Annotated in this window: 15 protein-coding genes and 2 pseudogenes; 4 read left to right on the top strand and 13 right to left on the bottom strand. The window is 45.7% G+C overall.

The annotated features are described in order from the left end of the window. Positions 1–6: 6 nt before the first annotated feature. Together FU659_RS16035 and FU659_RS16030 are read right to left on the bottom strand one after the other, a co-directional pair. Complete coding sequence (locus FU659_RS16035) at positions 7–1,026, bottom strand: Gfo/Idh/MocA family protein (protein WP_147948506.1); 1,020 nt, start codon at positions 1,024–1,026, stop codon at positions 7–9. A gap of 57 nt (positions 1,027–1,083) precedes the next feature. Beyond that, positions 1,084–1,860 (bottom strand): sugar phosphate isomerase/epimerase family protein, encoded by a 777-nt coding sequence (locus tag FU659_RS16030; protein ID WP_147948505.1) that lies wholly within the window; start codon positions 1,858–1,860, stop codon positions 1,084–1,086. 141 nt (positions 1,861–2,001) lie between these two features. Between FU659_RS16030 and FU659_RS16025 the strand changes: the two genes are divergently transcribed. Then, the gene (locus FU659_RS16025; protein ID WP_147948504.1) at positions 2,002–2,802 is read left to right on the top strand and encodes an AraC family transcriptional regulator; all 801 of its coding nucleotides are present in this window, start codon (positions 2,002–2,004) and stop codon (positions 2,800–2,802) included. A 565-nt stretch (positions 2,803–3,367) separates the two neighbouring features. Beyond that, positions 3,368–3,594, top strand: a pseudogene (locus FU659_RS16020) (3-dehydroquinate dehydratase). 45 nt (positions 3,595–3,639) lie between these two features. Here the strand turns inward: FU659_RS16020 and FU659_RS16015 are convergent. From FU659_RS16015 to FU659_RS15970, 11 genes and pseudogenes are all read right to left on the bottom strand, one after another. Further along, positions 3,640–4,151: pseudogene (locus FU659_RS16015) on the bottom strand (DinB family protein). 67 nt (positions 4,152–4,218) lie between these two features. Beyond that, the gene (locus tag FU659_RS16010) at positions 4,219–6,411 is read right to left on the bottom strand and encodes an alpha-galactosidase (RefSeq protein ID WP_147948503.1); all 2,193 of its coding nucleotides are present in this window, start codon (positions 6,409–6,411) and stop codon (positions 4,219–4,221) included. A gap of 85 nt (positions 6,412–6,496) precedes the next feature. Next, positions 6,497–7,351, bottom strand: a complete 855-nt coding sequence (locus FU659_RS16005) for a sulfurtransferase (protein WP_147948502.1) — start codon at positions 7,349–7,351, stop codon at positions 6,497–6,499. Between the two features lie 25 nt (positions 7,352–7,376). Further along, positions 7,377–8,687, bottom strand: coding sequence for an LLM class flavin-dependent oxidoreductase (locus tag FU659_RS16000; protein ID WP_397355857.1), 1,311 nt, complete (start codon positions 8,685–8,687; stop codon positions 7,377–7,379). Positions 8,688–8,890: 203 nt separating this feature from the next. Then, positions 8,891–9,799, bottom strand: a complete 909-nt coding sequence (locus tag FU659_RS15995; RefSeq protein WP_147948501.1) for an S-layer homology domain-containing protein — start codon at positions 9,797–9,799, stop codon at positions 8,891–8,893. Positions 9,800–9,916: 117 nt separating this feature from the next. Further along, positions 9,917–11,272 (bottom strand): F390 synthetase-related protein, encoded by a 1,356-nt coding sequence (locus FU659_RS15990; RefSeq protein WP_261807848.1) that lies wholly within the window; start codon positions 11,270–11,272, stop codon positions 9,917–9,919. Next, positions 11,269–12,135 carry an MBL fold metallo-hydrolase gene (locus FU659_RS15985; protein ID WP_147948500.1) on the bottom strand — a complete coding sequence of 289 codons (867 nt, stop codon included), beginning with the start codon at positions 12,133–12,135 and terminating at the stop codon, positions 11,269–11,271. The genes FU659_RS15990 and FU659_RS15985 overlap by 4 nt, the downstream gene beginning before the upstream one ends. Further along, entirely contained in the window at positions 12,125–12,364 is a 240-nt protein-coding gene (locus FU659_RS38320) for a Rossmann-fold NAD(P)-binding domain-containing protein (RefSeq protein WP_315971326.1), read from the bottom strand. Before FU659_RS38320 ends, FU659_RS15985 begins: the two co-directional genes overlap by 11 nt. Next, positions 12,361–13,119 (bottom strand): NAD-dependent epimerase/dehydratase family protein, encoded by a 759-nt coding sequence (locus FU659_RS15980; RefSeq protein WP_315971325.1) that lies wholly within the window; start codon positions 13,117–13,119, stop codon positions 12,361–12,363. The genes FU659_RS38320 and FU659_RS15980 overlap by 4 nt, the downstream gene beginning before the upstream one ends. Further along, on the bottom strand, positions 13,116–14,315 hold the full coding sequence (locus FU659_RS15975; protein WP_187274182.1) for an ATP-grasp domain-containing protein: 1,200 nt from the start codon (positions 14,313–14,315) through the stop codon (positions 13,116–13,118). The genes FU659_RS15980 and FU659_RS15975 overlap by 4 nt, the downstream gene beginning before the upstream one ends. Beyond that, positions 14,305–15,303, bottom strand: coding sequence for a beta-ketoacyl-ACP synthase III (locus tag FU659_RS15970; RefSeq protein ID WP_147948498.1), 999 nt, complete (start codon positions 15,301–15,303; stop codon positions 14,305–14,307). Before FU659_RS15970 ends, FU659_RS15975 begins: the two co-directional genes overlap by 11 nt. A gap of 216 nt (positions 15,304–15,519) precedes the next feature. Here FU659_RS15970 and FU659_RS15965 point away from each other — a divergent pair, with 216 nt between their 5' ends. After that, positions 15,520–15,801 (top strand): ArsR/SmtB family transcription factor, encoded by a 282-nt coding sequence (locus tag FU659_RS15965; protein ID WP_147948520.1) that lies wholly within the window; start codon positions 15,520–15,522, stop codon positions 15,799–15,801. A gap of 68 nt (positions 15,802–15,869) precedes the next feature. Next, the gene (locus tag FU659_RS15960) at positions 15,870–17,045 is read left to right on the top strand and encodes an MFS transporter (protein ID WP_147948497.1); all 1,176 of its coding nucleotides are present in this window, start codon (positions 15,870–15,872) and stop codon (positions 17,043–17,045) included. The last annotated feature ends 26 nt before the right edge of the window (positions 17,046–17,071 follow it).

The following is a 17,071-nucleotide window of genomic DNA, read 5'->3' as shown; positions in this document are numbered from 1 at the left end:
GCGATTTTACAGTGAAATAATTTTGCCTGTTGCTTGCGATTCGAAAGCTGCAAGAATAACATTGAGCGAACGCAGTCCCTCTTCACCTGAAATACGCGGCTCTTGGCCTTTCGTAATACTGTCGATAAATTCATCAATAATACCGCTTTTGGTTTGTTTCTCATTGGTTGCAACTGCGCCAACTTGATAACGTTCGATGGTGCCATCGCGCAGCTCAACGATCACTTGATCCTTAGGATCCGTATCGATTTTGATAACTCCATTTTCACACCACAGCACCGTTGAGTTATCTCCGCCTTTGTAGTAAGTCCAACTTGCTACCAGCGAACCAACTGCTCCCTTTTTCATACGAAGTATGCAGGTTGCATTGTCGTCTACATCTGTTCCCTCTTTATGAAGGGTATCAATGAAAGCTCCTACTTGTGCAACTTCATCGTTCAATAACCAACGAATCAAATCTGATTTATGTACCCCAAGATCACCCATTGCGCCCATAATCGCTTCTGATTGTCGGAAGAACCAGCTTTCGCGGCCATCCACACTCCAGCCTTCAGGGCCAGGATGACCGAAGGATGTGCGGAATGTAAGCACTTTTCCCAATCTGCCTTGATCCAAAATTTCTTTGGCCTTAACATGGGGAGGCATTAACCTTTGATTATGTCCAACCATTAAATAAACGCCGTTTTTCTTCGCGGCTTCATTCATTGCCTGCGCCTCTTCAGCCGTAGTTGCCATCGGTTTCTCAACCAGGACATGCGCTCCTGCGTTTAGGGCTGCGATAGCCACTTCGGCATGAAGGAAATTCGGCGTACATACGCTAACCGCATCTACTTTCTCTTGCAGCAGCATCTCCGTGTAACTGCTGTATGCTTTACCGCCATGGGCTTGTGCGTAGTGTTCCGCTCTTTCCAGAATTGGGTCCACGAAGGCCACAAGCTCCACATTTGGATTTGTAGCGTATTCCGGTATATGGCGATGTTTGGAAATCGAACCGCAACCTACGACAGCAACTTTAACTTTGCTCATTGTGATATAAGTCTCCTCTTTACCATGAAATCATGGATTCATTTGATAATGATGAAATTAATTATGAACGTTTAAATAATTCGCTTTAACCCATTCCAAGCTGTTCGCTACGCTAGTTAGCGGCGGCTTCTGGCAATTATCCTGTTCCACAACAAGCCATTCCACACCTGCTTGCTCAGCTGCTGTGATGACTTCTTTCAATGGGACATCCCCTAAGCCCAGTTCCAATGTTACCAATTTGCCTTCTTCATCTTTCGTGAAATCTTTGAAGTGGACAAGCGGCAAACGTCCCGCATATTTAGCAATATACGCTAAAGGATCTTGACCGGCGAATTGTACCCAGCAAACATCCATCTCTACGTTAATGGCATCTTCACCTGTTTTAACGTACATCGCATCGAAGACGAATTCCTCATTGATTTTGAAGTGGAATTCAAAATCATGATTATGATAAAGGAATTGCAAACCTTGCTTATTCGTTTCTTTGGCAAATGCTTCGCACTCTGCAATAATAGCTTTCCATTGTTCAACATTCTCACGGTCTTCTGCCGCGACATAAGGACAGATTGCATATTTGGCACCAATCGTATGCAAATAATCAATTTCACCTTGGAGATTATTTCTGAGTCTCTCCAAGCTAATGTGACTTCCTATAGCTTTCAGGCCAAGCTCGTCCAAGAGCGCTTTAAGCTCGTCAGCAGGTTTATCATAATAACCAGCAAATTCAACGCCTTCATATCCTAACTTCGCCACTTGGCGAAGTGTACCTTCCATATCTTGAGCCATATCGTCTCTAAGCGTGTACAACTGCACACCTATTCCTAAACGTGTCATTTGCTCTCCTCTTTTCTTATCCATTAAATTTGAAAAGCTATTTCATGCTTCCAACTAAGTATAACGGAATGTAGTCTATTTTGACCATTCACGATATAATCAAAACATCTCTTATTTGGCTACGAAAGGTGCATAATCAAGATGCAAATCGAACTTTTAACCTGTGGCTATTCGTTCCATATGGAACCCTTCTTTGCCAATGCCAAAAGCGGACTTCCTTCTTACTTATTTCGTTTTCAAGTAGAGGGCTCCTGTGAAGCGCTCGTCGATGGTCAAATGAAAACCATTGAACAAGGCAATTTGTTGCTATATAAGCCAGGTGAACCTTATGAACTACGAATTGAAGAAGCACACGGACAATTAGATGCCAAAATTGCCAGCGGTGATTATTATTTATTTTGCAAGGGTACTTGGTTGGATGCATGGTGGCAACGCAGTTCTAAGCGAACTTTAACGCGTATAGATACGGATCCAAGGCTAATATCCTTGTGGCGACAACTAATTCTTGAGAAACGGAGAATGGATGAGGAGGATTCGGAGCTCATCGGCTACTTGCTCAAAGCTCTTTGTCTCTATTTGGAGCGCGCCACTACAGAAACCGCTTCCTTACAGGGGCATTCTTTCACAGGAACACGCATGAAACGGTTCATCGAAGCTCATGCTACGGCAACGTTTAAAGTTGAAGATGTTGCCACTCATGTGAAGCTGAGTGTTTCCCGCGCCGTCCATCTGTTTAAAGAATGCTTCGGCAAAACGATGATCCAATATGCCTTGGAAGTTCGCCTCTCCAGCGCGGTAGAACGCATGCATGACAGTTCCCTTTCCTTAGAGCAAATCGCATTAAGCTGCGGATTCGGCAGTTATCCTTATTTCCACAGAGCCTTTAAACAACGATATGGGCAATCTCCCAAACTTTTTCGCCAACAAACGCCAGCAGACTGATTTTTTCGAATCCATGTCAAGCTAATTTGAACTACAAGCAAAGTAGAACCGTCAATATAGTATGTGCATGATCAAGTCAACTTCGAATATACCGATTCGGAAACTATCGTAGAGACCGAGATCGATCGGCCGATCTAATAAAGTGAGGATTTCTCATGCATGATTTTTGAAGCTTTTATGGTTATGAGTTTCGGTGTTAGACTAGAGTCAATCCAATAAAAAGGGGTGATTTGCTTCTCAATTAAGATGAATTTCGTCTGCTTGGCTGAAACAAGGCCGATTGACAGCAACCTATTGTGAATCTTCCCATTCACTTTACGATACAGCAAAAATTTCTTGATAAAAATCAGGGAAGAGTGAAACATTTCCTCTCTATCATCCGTATTAAAAGAGAAGAAGTTAAATATATGCAGGTAAAGACACAAAAATTTACTTTTCAACGAACAATTATGAATACATATGGATAAATTCACAATTGTTTCAAAATTGTAAAACTATTTTAATGTTAGATTAATAATCTTCATATATGCTAGAGTCATATCCAAATCTTAGGATGGTGAAATTAATGAAAATGTTTATTACAATTCACAACAAACCCGTACCTGTTTACTCCGATGAGAAAAATAAAAAGAAATTCAATCTTCTAAAGTCTGCGCTTGAAGCTAAAGTAACCAAAGGCAGAGCTACGATCAAGAAATGTTTAGATTCAATCATTAGCATTGAGATTGTAGGATGTGAAGCGATTCTTCATTCGCTGAAGAGCGTGATTCGCTTGCTTTGTCACTCTACTAAATACGAATAAAAAAGGAACGAAGTCCGACTGGACTCCGTTCTTTTTTATTCGTATTTATGTTGGATGACACCTAGATGATGTTGAGCGTGTCCGGCAATAATGTAAGCAAGTGCTCGCACGGTTACTTCCTTTTTGTTCGCGACCCCTTTACGCTGCCAGGCCGCATCCGAAACGGTGCTTATTAAAGTAAAAGTTGCCTTCCGAACGGCGAGGAAATCCTCTAGCAGTTCTTGAATGGATAGCTCATCAAATGCGGCATTAGAGATGAATACATCTTGATCGAACCCAGGTAATTCGGCTGCGTCCCGCGGGCAAAACAAAGCAGGCGGTAGCCCATGACACGTTCCGTATCTGTCATATGCCCAAGAACTTCCTTCAGGCTCCATTTGTCTGGAGCATAACGAGTAAGGGCCCGTTCCTCCGTCATAGGAGCAAATAAGGCTGTTACATCTTCCGTCTGTTGGTGTAGCATCGAGAAATAATTGCCATCCGGAACTTTATCGATGTAAGTAGCAAAATAGGATGAGTATTCTTCTTTCTCTGGCCGCTGCAGCATATGGCTTCCGTCTCCCTTCAACATAACATCCACACTATCATAGCGTAAATAAAGGAGCTAGGGAAGATTATGCTTTGCGCGAAAGCACCCATAGTTTACTTTGGAAATCTCCCTGAAGACCGGAAACGGCAAGCCCCGCGTACATCAGATGATCACCCGGATAGATACCTTCCAATCCGGAGATTTCGTAATCATAGGCAGGATTGAGTCCTTTGAGACGCAACCATTTCAATGGCGCATTAGGTTCAGCAAGAACGCGGAAGTAAGCAACCATAGCCTCTGTTTTATCCTCGGAGACGATGACCCAGGCGGTCTCATTTCCTTCAAATGGACTTAATAAGCGATACATCTCACCGAATTGAACGAGCGGACGAATCTGTTTGTACTGAGCAATTTGTTCGATAACGATCGCTTTTTCCTCTTCCGTGAACTTGGTCAGATCCAGCTCATAACCAAAGTTGCCTGACATCGCAACATCGCCGCGCATTTTCAATGAGGTTTCGCGATGAACCTGATGATTCGGTACGGCAGATACGTGGGAGCCCATCGTACTTACCGGATATACGATGCTTGTTCCGTATTGTATTTTTAGACGAGAAATGGCATCGGTGTTATCGCTTGTCCATGTTTGCGGCATATAGTACAGCATGCCCGGATCGAAGCGGCCACCGCCGCCTGAACAGCTTTCGAACAAAATATGCGGGAATTCGGAAGTCAGCGTTTCCAATACTTGATAGAGCCCCAGGATATAGCGATGTGCCGTTTCACGTTGTCTTTCCGGCGGTAAACCGGCTGAACCAATTTCGGTCATATTCCGATTCATATCCCATTTGACATACGTAATCGGTGCGCTGCCCAAAATATCGCGAATCATTCCAGTGATGGCCTCGCGAACATCTTCACGAGAAAAGTCGAGAATTAATTGCTGGCGTCCTTCCGTTCTTCTACGTTTCGGAACATGCAAGCACCAGTCCGGATGTTGACGGTATAAGTCACTGTCCGGTGAAATCATTTCCGGTTCAAACCACAAACCGAATTCTAGTCCCATCCCATTCACTCTGGCCACAAGATCCTCTAGGCCATTGGGAAGCTTCGCTTTATCAACAACCCAATCCCCCAGTGATCTGTCATCGTTATCTCTTTTCCCAAACCAACCATCATCGAGTACGAATAACTCAACGCCCAGTTCTCTTCCCGCACTGGCAATACTTTCGATTTTCTCAGCATTAAACTGAAAGTACGTGGCTTCCCAGTTATTGACGAGCACAGGTCTCGTACGATCGCGGAACTCGCCGCGGCAAAGCCTTGTGCGATAAAGCTTATGGAACGTCCTCGACATATCCCCAAGACCGCCGTGGGAGAATACCATGACCGCTTCCGGCGTTTGGAATTGTTCACCCGGCGTTAACAGCCAACTGAAATCGAAGGGATTAATTCCCATAGACACTCGAGCAGTTCCATAAGGCTCCACTTCTGCGTGTGCAGCAAAGTTTCCGCTATAAACCAAGCTAAAGCCATACACATCCCCATGGTCTTCGCCGGCATCTTTGGCTAATAAGGCAATGAATGGATTGTGCTGATGACTGCTTGATCCCCGTCGACTTTCGACCGTTAGTTTTCCGGGAGCGAGCGCTCTGCGTTCAATATGTCGTTCCCTTACCCAACTTCCGGAAAGCTGAAGAAGATCGAAATCGCTGTGCGAATAATCTAAGCTCATACTAAGCGCACGAAGCAATTTGAGAACTGCCGAGCCTTCATTGATGAAACGAACAGATCTTGTCAGTGCCGCGTGCCCCTCGAATAACGTGTAGGAAAGAATCACTCTTAGACCAATCGCTGCATCTTGTAATTCTAACTCTAATGTTTCCGCTTCTTCTTCGTGCTCCACATACGTTGACGGAAGACCTTCTAGTTGAGGTTTCCCCTTATAAATTCGGTGTTTATCGTAAACTAGCTCTGTAATGGTAGAGCCATTGGGAAGTGCTACTTGATAAGCAGGCTCGCGATAGTCACTCGTGCCATAAGCCGGATATTCCTGCGGCAGCGTATCAAAGGAAATGTTGCGATCATGAGCAATCGGGTTCGGCGAAAACGAGCACCGTTCTTGGTATTGCAAGATCGAAGCCAATTGACCTGATCGAATAGGGCGACCCCAGTAAACATGTGCCGGATATAAAGCGTGCACGAGTTGAATCACATAACTCATCTGCTTATTCTGTAAGTGAAATAATCCTTGTGTAGGTTCAAACGAAATCGTCATAATATCCCTCCTGCTACTATTATCTAACGCCTACAATAGCAAAACTATGGAGGATATGCACATACATATGGACAAAAGCAATTTATTAATAGATCTTTTTGGCTATATATCTAACGACTTTGGTATCTTCCGCATTTCCCCACTCATCCCAGGAGCCTTCATAAGGACGAATATCGGTATACCCCAACAAGCGTAAAACAAAATAGGAGTGAGCGCCACGTTGATTCGACTGGCAATAAGGAACGATTGTTTTACCGCTTTGCAGGCCAATGGCATCAAATTCTTCTCGAAGTGTCGCATAATCTTTAAATCTAACAACACCATCCTCATCAACAGGAGCTAATGCATCCTTCCACTCTTTGTGAATGGCACCTTGAATATGTCCGCCTTTGTCATTCGTCCGCTGATCTTCTCCGCTGTACTCTTCAGCAGATCGAACATCGAGTAAAATTCGATCGGGAAATTCAGTTTGAATTTCTGCCTTGCTCATGACTAGGAGCGCATCTGCGTGAACGGTAACCTCACCTTTTCTTACAATAGGTGTTTCTGTAGAAATCTCCTTGTTCGCGCCAACCCAAGCGGTAAATCCGCCGTTTACCAGTCTCACTTGATCCTTTTTCCCAAAATACTCCAATACATAAAAAGCTCGCGTCGCCAGCACACCGCTTCCATCATCATAGACGACAATGGTTGCTCCATCGCTTACTCCGTTATGTTGCAGGATTTCCCTAAATGTCTCTTCTGAAACGAATGACTTGCTAACGTTATCCTTTATCGCTTTGACATCGAACCAAGAGGCGCCCGGAATATGTCCGGCTTCATACCCTTTTGCTCGTGTATCCAAAATAACTACGTCCGGTGATGTGCGATTGGTTTCCAGCCAATCTACATCGACTAACAAGTGTGCGCCAGGATATTCGGTTTTTTTCGCTGCAGTCATATTAAAGCCTCCCAGCTATTTGGATTTAGATTTTTGAAAACCCTAGATTTTCCCTTAAAGTTTGGCCTTCATAAGTCTTTGGAAACAACCCTCTGCGCTGCAATTCGGGAACGACCAAGTCGAGGAAGTCTTCGGCACCACCGCAGGCTAGCTGAGGCATGACGCTAAAACCATCTGCAGCGCCATTGTTGTACCACATCTCCATGACATCTGCAATTTGTTCAGCTGTACCGGCAATATTCAATTGCCCGTTGCCTACCCAGTATTGATCAAGCAGCTCTCTAATCGTCAGTTTTTCCTTATCCACAATTTTCTTAACCATCAAATAGAAGGATTGATAAGCATTGACTTGGCTTAGATCGGGCAGTTCAGGAAATGGATCATCCAGCGCATATACGGAGAAATCAATACCAAGTAAATTGGAAAGTGACATCACGGATCGTTCAATAGAACCAAGCTGGCTAAGCTCCTTGGCTTTTTCTTTGGCTTCTGTTTCTGTTCTCCCCACAATAACTTGCAGACCAGGCAGCACCTTGATATCGTTTGGAGACCGTCCGGCTTGAGCCGTCCTTTCTTTGACATCAGCGTAAAACTGTTGAGCGTCTTCAAGCGAGTGTTGAACGGTAAAAATGAGCTCTGCATATTTGGCCGCTAGATTTTTACCCTCTTCCGAGGCTCCCGCTTGCACGAATAGCGGTCTGCCCTGTGGGGAGCGCATAATATTAAGTGCCCCCCGCACAGCGAAATGAGTCCCTTCATGATGAATATCATGCACCTTATTTACATCGGCATAAATGCCTGAACCTTTGTCCTGAACCAAGGCATCTTCGGCCCAGCTATCCCATAATTTCAAAGCAACCTCAACAAATTCCTGAGCTCTTTCATAACGATGCGTATGCGACGGTATTTGCTGCAAGCCAAAATTATAAGCCGTTCGCTCAACACCTGTCGTGACGATGTTCCATCCGGCGCGACCGCCGCTAATATGATCAAGCGAAGCGAATGTTCTAGCTACATTGTAAGGTTCATTAAAGCTGGTTGTCACGGTTGCAATCAGACCGATTTTTTCAGTCACTGCAGCTATGGAGGATAATAAAGTCAAAGGCTCGAATCCGAAAATAGGGCCATGTTGAACAGCCTTCGCCTCAATGGATAGCCCATCTGCAATAAAAAGAGAATCAATCCGAGCCTCTTCCGCCTTAACAGCGAGTCGCTGGAGATGCTTGAGATCATGAAGTTCATCTAAATTCGTACTCGAATGACGCCAAGCTCCCCGATGAGAACCTGCATTTTGTAAAAACAAATTTAAAATCATTCTTCGCTTCGTTTCGCTCACCTTCATCACCTCTGCCAAAGTATGTTTATTATATTGTAATAAGGTTCCTTCTATTTGTAAACTATGCTTAGTGGATTACTCGGATTTAATTGAAATAAATGAGTCCATTTTATTGTAATTCCAAGCAGATGGAACAAAAAACAAGGTTCAATCAAAGAATAACTTCTCTGATTGAACCTTGTTTTTTTCACTGGTTTACTTTATTACTTGGCATCCCCTGCTGGCTCTGTCTCCACTTTATAGTTGGCGGAAACATAGGTCACTGTTTTGGCTTCCGTAATCACATCCGCATACATTTCATCCGGTTTTGGATCGCGAAGTGTATATGTAACGACGGCTCGACCATCTTGTTCAAAACGGATGCCCGTGATCGCAATACCGTAACCTGCGTTCGGTTTTTCACCGCGAGTCAGCGTTACTTTGTTCACATTGTCATTTACTTTCTCAACAGTAACCGCTACTTGTTCAACAGGTGCGGGTAACGCTGTGTTTCCGTCCAACTTACGCATTGCTTTGTATACCCAAGATGCTGCCTCACCACGAGTTAGCTCACTCTTCGGATAAAAGTTGCCATTGCTGTCAAGCGCTGCAATTTTATAAAGAAGCAAGCGCTGCAAGCTGCCTTGATATCCTGGCGTGATTTGTTCTTCATCCTTCACCTGAATAAACATTTTAATTAACGGGAAATTCCCTTTCTTTTCTAAAGCACGAACAAGCAAGTCGCCAAACTGTTCACGTGTAATGACAGCGTTCGGATTTACATCCTTCGGAATCTCCAAGCCATTGTAATGCGCAATAATAAAAGCATTTGCATACCACGCATCATTGGGAACATTTGAATAAGAATCGGAGGCCAAAGGCTGTTTAACAAAGCGCAGTGTGTCCAAATTCAAATTCAAGCCCTTGACAATCATTTGCACACTTTGTGCATAGCTGATCTTTCCCTTGGGAACAAAATGCTCATTATCGATTCCGCTCACCACGCCTCTGTCTTTCAATGCGGAAACAGCCTCTGATTGTGCCGCGTCTACATCCGAAAAAGCAAATGCCGAACTGAAAGATAAACTGCTTATTAATAAAGTAGCTGCCGTTATCGTTGCTATTTTTTTCATTATGAATGCCTCCATATGTTTCACTATTTTGTGTTGTATCCTCTAGAGTTACTCTATAAACGACCCCCGCAAGAAAAAAGTTGCAAAGATCAAATAAAAAAAGACCCCAAACGTTTTTTACGTTTGGAAGCCTTTAACGAAGTTTGGTTCGGTATAGAGCCATCTTCTCTCGACCCTTCGCAATTTTCTTTCGCCAGGTATGAATGAGTAAGAGGAAAATTGAACCTCGGGCATTTGACAGCCCACTCGCGAGCATAGATCTTGTAGAGAATATAGGATCGCATGCTGTGCCTCGTTACATTCAAGCTCGTTAACCTGTAAAGATATTTCTAACAGTTCTGGCGCATGCATAATCACATGATAAGCTTCAACCGCCCCGGAAGCCGAAATAATAGCTCTGGATATATAATCCGGAAATACAGTCACCCAATCATCACCCGCAATTGCGGGAAAATAAAATAGATCGTCACAACGGCCTTCAATCTGCGCAATAGCCGTAAACAGGGATCCACAGGCGCACGGCTCGCTTTGCTCTGTTAACAAGTCGTTCAACCGATAGCGAACAATCGGCTGAGTGAAGCGGGAGAAATCTGTAACGATCGGCACAAATTTGCCTAATTGGCGATCCACATACTCTTTTTGAATACAAACAATATCTTCATTCAGGTGTAAGGTTCCTTGTGAGCATGTCGCAGCGAGCAGCCCTTCCGTACATTGGTAGACCTGATGAACCTTACTCTCAAATACCTGCTCAATATACTTTCTATCGATGGGATCAAGGACCTCGGCAACAGCAACAATACGTTCAGGTCTAATGTGCAACATACCGGAATGCTGTAATTGAGCCAATACGCGCAGCATCGACGGAGGCGCGACCAATAGAGTAGGTTGCTGATCATTTAAACGCTCTAGATGATGCTCTATCTTGTCCAGCAAATCATAGAACAGAAACTGAAGTCTGCGACTACCCACAGTTCCGTACAAATTGCTATTGGCTCTCAGAAAAAAACTGATGCGTTGGGGCGTAAATATCGATTGGGGCAGCACCTTGGCCAGAATCGTCCCCGCCCAGGTGAGCCGTTCTTTGCGGTTTACAAGGAAGAGGCCTCGATTGCCGGAGGTTCCTGAAGAGAGACCCACTGTAATCTCACCGATCATTGGTGTGAACTGACGTGATTGCTCAGCATCAAGCGCTAGCCTCATCGCGTCTTCTTTCCGAATGCTTGCGGTATTCAATTGATCAAAATGGTCCATCATCATTTGTTTATCAATGATCGGAAATTCTCGCCATTCCTTCAGTGGCCGATCTTCCCAAAGCTTTGCGTAAAAAGGTGACTGTTGTCGTACCACGGCCAAGTGCTGCTGTATTTTTTTCTCTTGCCACTGCGCTAAGGCGTCACGATTGTTGAACTTTGGGCGGTATCGGGTGCGCACATACTGCGCCAAAACATGAAAAGTATCCATGCTCTTCATAGCCGTTCTCCTCCTTGTACCCACGACCATACTTCCGGACAATGGGATGGAATGATACGCACATGAGGATGCATTCTCTGCAGGTCCACAACTCGTTCGAAACTTTCCCGATATCTCGTTTTATCAGGCATAATCAGGCTCGCCACAGGATGTGGTGGACGATTTTCCTCCACCGCTTTCCTTGACCATGCAGCATCGGCGCAAAGAAAATAAGTGCGCTTCTGGGTAGAAAGAAATAGTCCAATCTGACCGTCTGCATGGCCAGGCAAATCAACAGCAAGCAATCGACCATCTCCTAATACGTCCCATGCATATGGAAATGGCGACGATTCTGTTCCAAGCTCAACCTTGCGGTCGTTAGAAATGAGAGTCGAACGAGCCTCTAGATCACTTGGCAGGAGCTCTGGTAAAAAGGCACGCCGCAGTGCAGCGATACCACTTAGTCCTTTCACACCATCGTATGCCTCAGCCACAAACATGAATCTTGCGTTGGGAAAATCCTTGAGACCCGCAATATGATCCGCATGAAAGTGGGATATAATCACGATTTTGATATCCTCAGGCGCAATGCCTTGAGCGCGAAGCTGGTTGACTGCGCTTTCCGAAGCTCGGTAGTTAACCGGCGTCAACATCCGATACAACCGCGCAGGGAACCGATGCGTCGCCGCCAAAAACCGCTCCGAATAACCTGTATCCCAAAGGATATAACCCTTCTCTGGGTGATCGATCAATGCAAACAGGGCAGGAATCCTAATACGGCCAAACTTACCTCCGCGTATTGTCACCCATTCAGGATGTATACAATACCCTGCTGCAAATAGTTGAAGCTTTACTTGAGGCAGCTTCCAATCGCTATTTCCCATGTTCGTTCCTCCACCACTTCGCAAAAGCATCCAGTCCAGCTGCCACACTGACTCGTGGCGAATAACCTAGTTCGTGCTGCGCTGCGCGAATATCCAGTGTTTGGCTGCGACCCAACATGCCCACCATCGCCTTGGTTAGTCTTGGCTCACGTCCATCCCGTGACAATCCGGCCATCGTCTCCATCACTGACGCGGCGGCAAAAGCCACGGGATACGACAGCTTTTTCATGCGCAATGGCATGCCCAGCTTGTCAAAAAGCGCTGCGCAGCTTGCACGAAAGGCATCGGTTCTCCGTTCGTAATATGATACGTGCGCCCAAGAACCTCGTCTGGCGCACGCTGACTTAAAACAAGCGCATCGACCACATTGTCGATGTACGTCAGATCGATAAGCGCGCGTCCGCCATCAATCATAGGCACACCAGTCGTCGTGTTCGCCTCGATGATGCGCGGTAAGATCGACGTATCGCCAGGACCGAAAATAGCCCGCGGCCTGATAATGACAGCCCGCAGCCGGCCTAAGGCCGCTTGTGCGATCGCTATCTCTGCTAACCGTTTCGTTGCAGCATAATGGCTTGCTTGTCTTTGGGGCAAAGCATACCTCTCGGTCACATTCTTCCTGTCACCATAACGGAAGCATACACTAGGTGTCGAGACATGAATAAGTCTTTCAACGTTATGGCGCATGCAACCTGCAATGACATGTTCAGTTCCCGTTACATTACTCGCATAGAAATCTTCGTAAGCTCCCCATGAAGCTGAGCGCGCCGCACAGTGGAATACAACATCTTGTCCTGAACATGCGTCCATCGCCTCTTTCTTTCGACGAATATCCAGCGAAATGTACCGGACACCCTGCTGCTCCAGCTGCGCGCCGATCTTGTCGTTGCGACCGATGACGGTAACTTCCCAACCCTCATCCCGCAATCGCCAAGCCAGTCTTTTACCCAGAAAGCCTGTTCCTCCGGTAACTAAAGCTCTCATATGACTTCTCCGTTCCATTCGATATCAGCCGTTGAAGCCTCGACTAACGTTTGTTGCCTTCGTTTGGCCATCTGCCTTATTTCCAACAGCATAGCTGCTTGTTGAAAAAAAGGCCTCCTATCTTCCCAACGAAAGATGACATCGCGAGTCGTTGCCAATTTCTTTAACCAGATGAGGCGTTTTTGTTTACGGCTTAACAGATTCTTAAATCCATACAGCAGCATTGGCAGAGCAATCATCGCTCTGGATTTAACTCCAGGTTTCAAAACCGAGCTCCTTACCTCCTCCGGTTTTAAAAACACATCAGCCATCCCATATTCAGCAGCAAGCAGATGAAGACCGCTTGTCGCTCGCGGATTGCATTCCAGAGGAAAAAGGTTGCCTTCGGCCGTTTCAATGAAATCGAAACCAATCTGTCCAGTGAACTGTTCTTCGCCCACAAATCGAGCTACCCACTGCTGTGCTTTATCGTGGAATAAAGGTTCGAAATAAATACAAGCGCCGCCATCTATCGCATACTTTGCTTCATAATCAGCGTGCGCGATAATCTTTCCTCGATGAACGACACTATAGGTGCAAATACTTTTTCCCGAAATAAATTGCTGAGCGACCCATGGATAACTCTCCTGATCTAGGTCATCAGTTGGAGGTTTGTGGTGTCGAATTACCCTTACTTTTGCTGCGAATCTCGAAAATTCAGGCTTCAGCACATATCCGTCTCTAAAAGTATCGGTTTTGGCTATGATTTCACCGGGAGACTGAATTAATAAGGTTTCTGGCACTTCAAATCCAAGCTCCTCGGCTCTTCGAATGAAGCTCCATTTGCTATGTAAACGCCGCAGCTGCTGAATCGGCGCACAATAAATACGGCAAAACTGCTGCAATTTTTCCAAACCTGACGCGATATAAAAGATCTCCTCACAAGTAGGGATTAACAGATCGATCTTTTCATTTTCAATAATTTGCACCAACGTCGCCAGAAAGCCTGCTGTGTTCTGAGCGGGACTCGGTACTGTGTGCCAGCATTTTACTGCCTTTGAACCGATGCATAGATGCTTCTTGGCGCTTTCGGCAACATGGACTTGGCAGCCTTCAGCAGCTAATAGTCGAACTAGTTCTAATGCTGCTGGTGCCCTTCCTCCCGTGATCAACACTTTCAATCCCTTAATCCTGTCGTTACCTTGCTCAGTAATCAAAGATAACGCCTCCCATTGAAAACCCGGCAGATGTGCCGAGAAGCAGGATACGATCTCCCCGCTCGATCCTCATCTGACGAATGGCTTCGTGAAGACCCATCGGAATCGATGCTGCAATGGTATTGCCATGATCTGGTGTAATATTCATCATCTGCTCTTCAGCAATCCCCAGTTTTCTGCGCAAAAGACGCATGGCCATCGCACTGCCTTGATGAGGAATCACCAACTTACAATCTTTCATCTGCGTTCCGGCAGTACGAAGCAAATCGCTTAAGAAATCAGGCAATAATCGCGAGGCCATGCGGAAGATGGCTTCCCCGTTCATATCGAACGAGTAATCCTCATCTTGTTCGGAACTATATAAGCGCGCAGGCAGCGCTGTGCCCCCGCCGCGGATTTCTGAATAATGGGCGCCTGAGCTGTAGGTCTCCATCTTCGCATGCACGATACAAGAGCTGCCCCCAGCCTCTGTTCGCTCAATAATGACTGCAACCGCCCCATCTCCGAATAAAGCCGCGCTTTCTTTCTGCTGCCAATTCAAGCCCTTCGATGCGATTTCGCTGGCGACGAGCAGTACTCGGCGGTATCGTCCCGCATCCACCATATAAGACATCACATCCAACCCAGCTACAAAGCTGAGACAGGTTGAATTAATATCAAAAGAAGGAATACCCGAATGCTCGAAGCCCATTTCTCGTTGAATAAGCGCTGCTGTGCATGGAATCGGCTGCTGCATCGTCCCGCTCGTACTGACAAGACAATCGATATCCCCAAACGCAAGACCGGCAGAAATAAGCGCGGCGTGAGCCGCACGTGCGCCCATGTAAGAAGCTGTCTCTTCTTCAACAAAATAACGTGTTTCAACACTTGTTTTTTTCAATACCCAACCTTCTGAAACTTGAAGCTTATCACTCATTTCTTTCGCAGAAATGTTACGTTTGGGCAAGTATTTACCGGATCCGATGATTCTGACTTTACGTGTTGACATCAACTGTCCTCCATTCACAGAAGTAACTCACCCTTATTGTAAAGGAATGCAGTTGGATAAAAAGTACTAATTTTCTGTAGTACCACAATTCGACACCATGTGGGAAGACCCTTTTCCTGCCGTTATAAAATGTGCCTATTTACTTCCTTCGCAGCATGTGATATCTTTATTTCGATAATCATAGAAATAAAAATTAATGACAGGGATGAGTTCATGATGATCGAAGATAAACCGGAAGTACGCCAAGCCGTCAAAGTATACAAAGCACTCGGTGAACCTACCCGAATCAAAATTGCTATGCTGCTTACCGAGGAAAAAAATATGTGCTGCTCCGAGATTATGAGCATGCTGGAATCAGTCGCTGGCTCAACATTATCTCACCATCTCAAGCAGCTAACCGATTGCGGTCTGTTAACCACGCGCAAAGACGGCACATATATTTACTACAGCGTGAATCGTGAACTGGCACAAAAATATGCGCCATATTTACTGGAATAAATTTTTGAGTTTATTTCTATATTTTTAGAAATATAAAATAATTGGATAGAAAGAAGGGAATTATTCGTATGTCTTACACATGGAAAATTTATATGCTGGCGGTCGTCAGTTTTCTTGTCGGCACATCAGAGTTTATTATCGCAGGTATTTTGGATAAAGTTGCTGTGGATATAGGGGTCTCCTTAGCATCAGCAGGTCAGCTCATAACCGTATTTTCGCTAGCTTACGCTTTCGGAACCCCTTTGTTGATGGCCATTACGGCTCGTATGGAGCGCCGCAAGCTGCTGCTCTATTCACTAGTTATATTCGTTATTGGAAACTTTCTTGCCTTATCCGTACACGGTTTTGAGTATTTGATTGCATCAAGAATCATTTTGGCTCTCAGTACCGGTGTATTCGTAGTTACCGGACTGACGGTTGCGGCGAAAATTGCTCCACACGAGAAGCAAGGCAGTGCCATCGCTACGCTTGTGATGGGCTTCAGCACAGCGTTAATCGTCGGTGTTCCTCTGGGAAGAGTTGTTGCTTCGGCGTACCCTTGGCAAACCATCTTTGGAGGAATCGGCCTTCTTGGACTGCTGGCGATTGTTGCCATTGCATTCACGATTCCACGCATGGAAGGTGAAGCCCCTATCCCGCTCCGAAACCAACTTGCATTATTAAAGCAGCCACGTATTGTGGTAGCCTTATCGATCACGTTTTTCTGGATAGCCGGATATTCAATCGCCTATACGTATATTTCTCCTTTTCTTCTTAAAGTTACAGAAATGAATGAAAGTGGAGTCAGCATTGGCTTGTTCGCATTCGGGATCGCCAGCTTGATAGGTTCCAAGTTCGGAGGCTACAGCACAGACCGCTGGGGGGCAGGCCGAACGCTAATTGGCGGGATGCTGTTTCATACCTTAGCACTCATTCTCTTATCGATTTCTGCCCATTCGCCGGCTATCGTGTTCCCTATGCTGATGCTGTGGTCCTTCTCAGCTTGGTCGTCAGGCCCTACGCAGCAGTATAATTTGATCTCTCTCGCCCCTGAGGCTTCCGGTATCATGCTTAGTCTGAACAGCTCTGTCCTACAGCTTGCCATGGCGGCCGGAGCCGGTATCGGCGGCGTGGTTGTGGAGAAATCATCCCTTACATCCATCACTTGGATCGGCGCGGCGGGTGTAGCCGTCGCCGCAGCAACAGCCATCGTTTCCTTTGGCCTATCTCATGCCCGGACTAGAAAAATGGTGCTGGACCGATAACATTAAAAGAACCGCTCTGCGATTTA

The sequence above is a fragment of the Paenibacillus sp. N3.4 genome (assembly GCF_008017805.1).
Classification (GTDB): Bacteria; Bacillota; Bacilli; order Paenibacillales; family NBRC-103111; genus Paenibacillus_E.
This window is presented reverse-complemented; position numbering and strand designations above follow the sequence as displayed.

Excerpts from the sequence above, each read along its gene's own strand:
- FU659_RS15965 (WP_147948520.1), top strand. The coding sequence starts at position 15,520 with ATGATCGAAGATAAACCGGAAGTACGCCAAGCCGTCAAAGTATACAAA.
- FU659_RS16010 (WP_147948503.1), bottom strand. The coding sequence starts at position 6,411 with ATGACGATTTCGTTTGAACCTACACAAGGATTATTTCACTTACAGAAT.
- FU659_RS16035 (WP_147948506.1), bottom strand. The coding sequence starts at position 1,026 with ATGAGCAAAGTTAAAGTTGCTGTCGTAGGTTGCGGTTCGATTTCCAAA.
- FU659_RS15960 (WP_147948497.1), top strand. The coding sequence starts at position 15,870 with ATGTCTTACACATGGAAAATTTATATGCTGGCGGTCGTCAGTTTTCTT.
- FU659_RS15990 (WP_261807848.1), bottom strand. The coding sequence starts at position 11,272 with ATGAAGAGCATGGATACTTTTCATGTTTTGGCGCAGTATGTGCGCACC.
- FU659_RS15995 (WP_147948501.1), bottom strand. The coding sequence starts at position 9,799 with ATGAAAAAAATAGCAACGATAACGGCAGCTACTTTATTAATAAGCAGT.
- FU659_RS15985 (WP_147948500.1), bottom strand. The coding sequence starts at position 12,135 with ATGGGAAATAGCGATTGGAAGCTGCCTCAAGTAAAGCTTCAACTATTT.
- FU659_RS16005 (WP_147948502.1), bottom strand. The coding sequence starts at position 7,351 with ATGACTGCAGCGAAAAAAACCGAATATCCTGGCGCACACTTGTTAGTC.
- FU659_RS15970 (WP_147948498.1), bottom strand. The coding sequence starts at position 15,303 with ATGTCAACACGTAAAGTCAGAATCATCGGATCCGGTAAATACTTGCCC.
- FU659_RS16030 (WP_147948505.1), bottom strand. The coding sequence starts at position 1,860 with ATGACACGTTTAGGAATAGGTGTGCAGTTGTACACGCTTAGAGACGAT.
- FU659_RS38320 (WP_315971326.1), bottom strand. The coding sequence starts at position 12,364 with ATGAAAAAGCTGTCGTATCCCGTGGCTTTTGCCGCCGCGTCAGTGATG.
- FU659_RS15980 (WP_315971325.1), bottom strand. The coding sequence starts at position 13,119 with ATGAGAGCTTTAGTTACCGGAGGAACAGGCTTTCTGGGTAAAAGACTG.
- FU659_RS16025 (WP_147948504.1), top strand. The coding sequence starts at position 2,002 with ATGCAAATCGAACTTTTAACCTGTGGCTATTCGTTCCATATGGAACCC.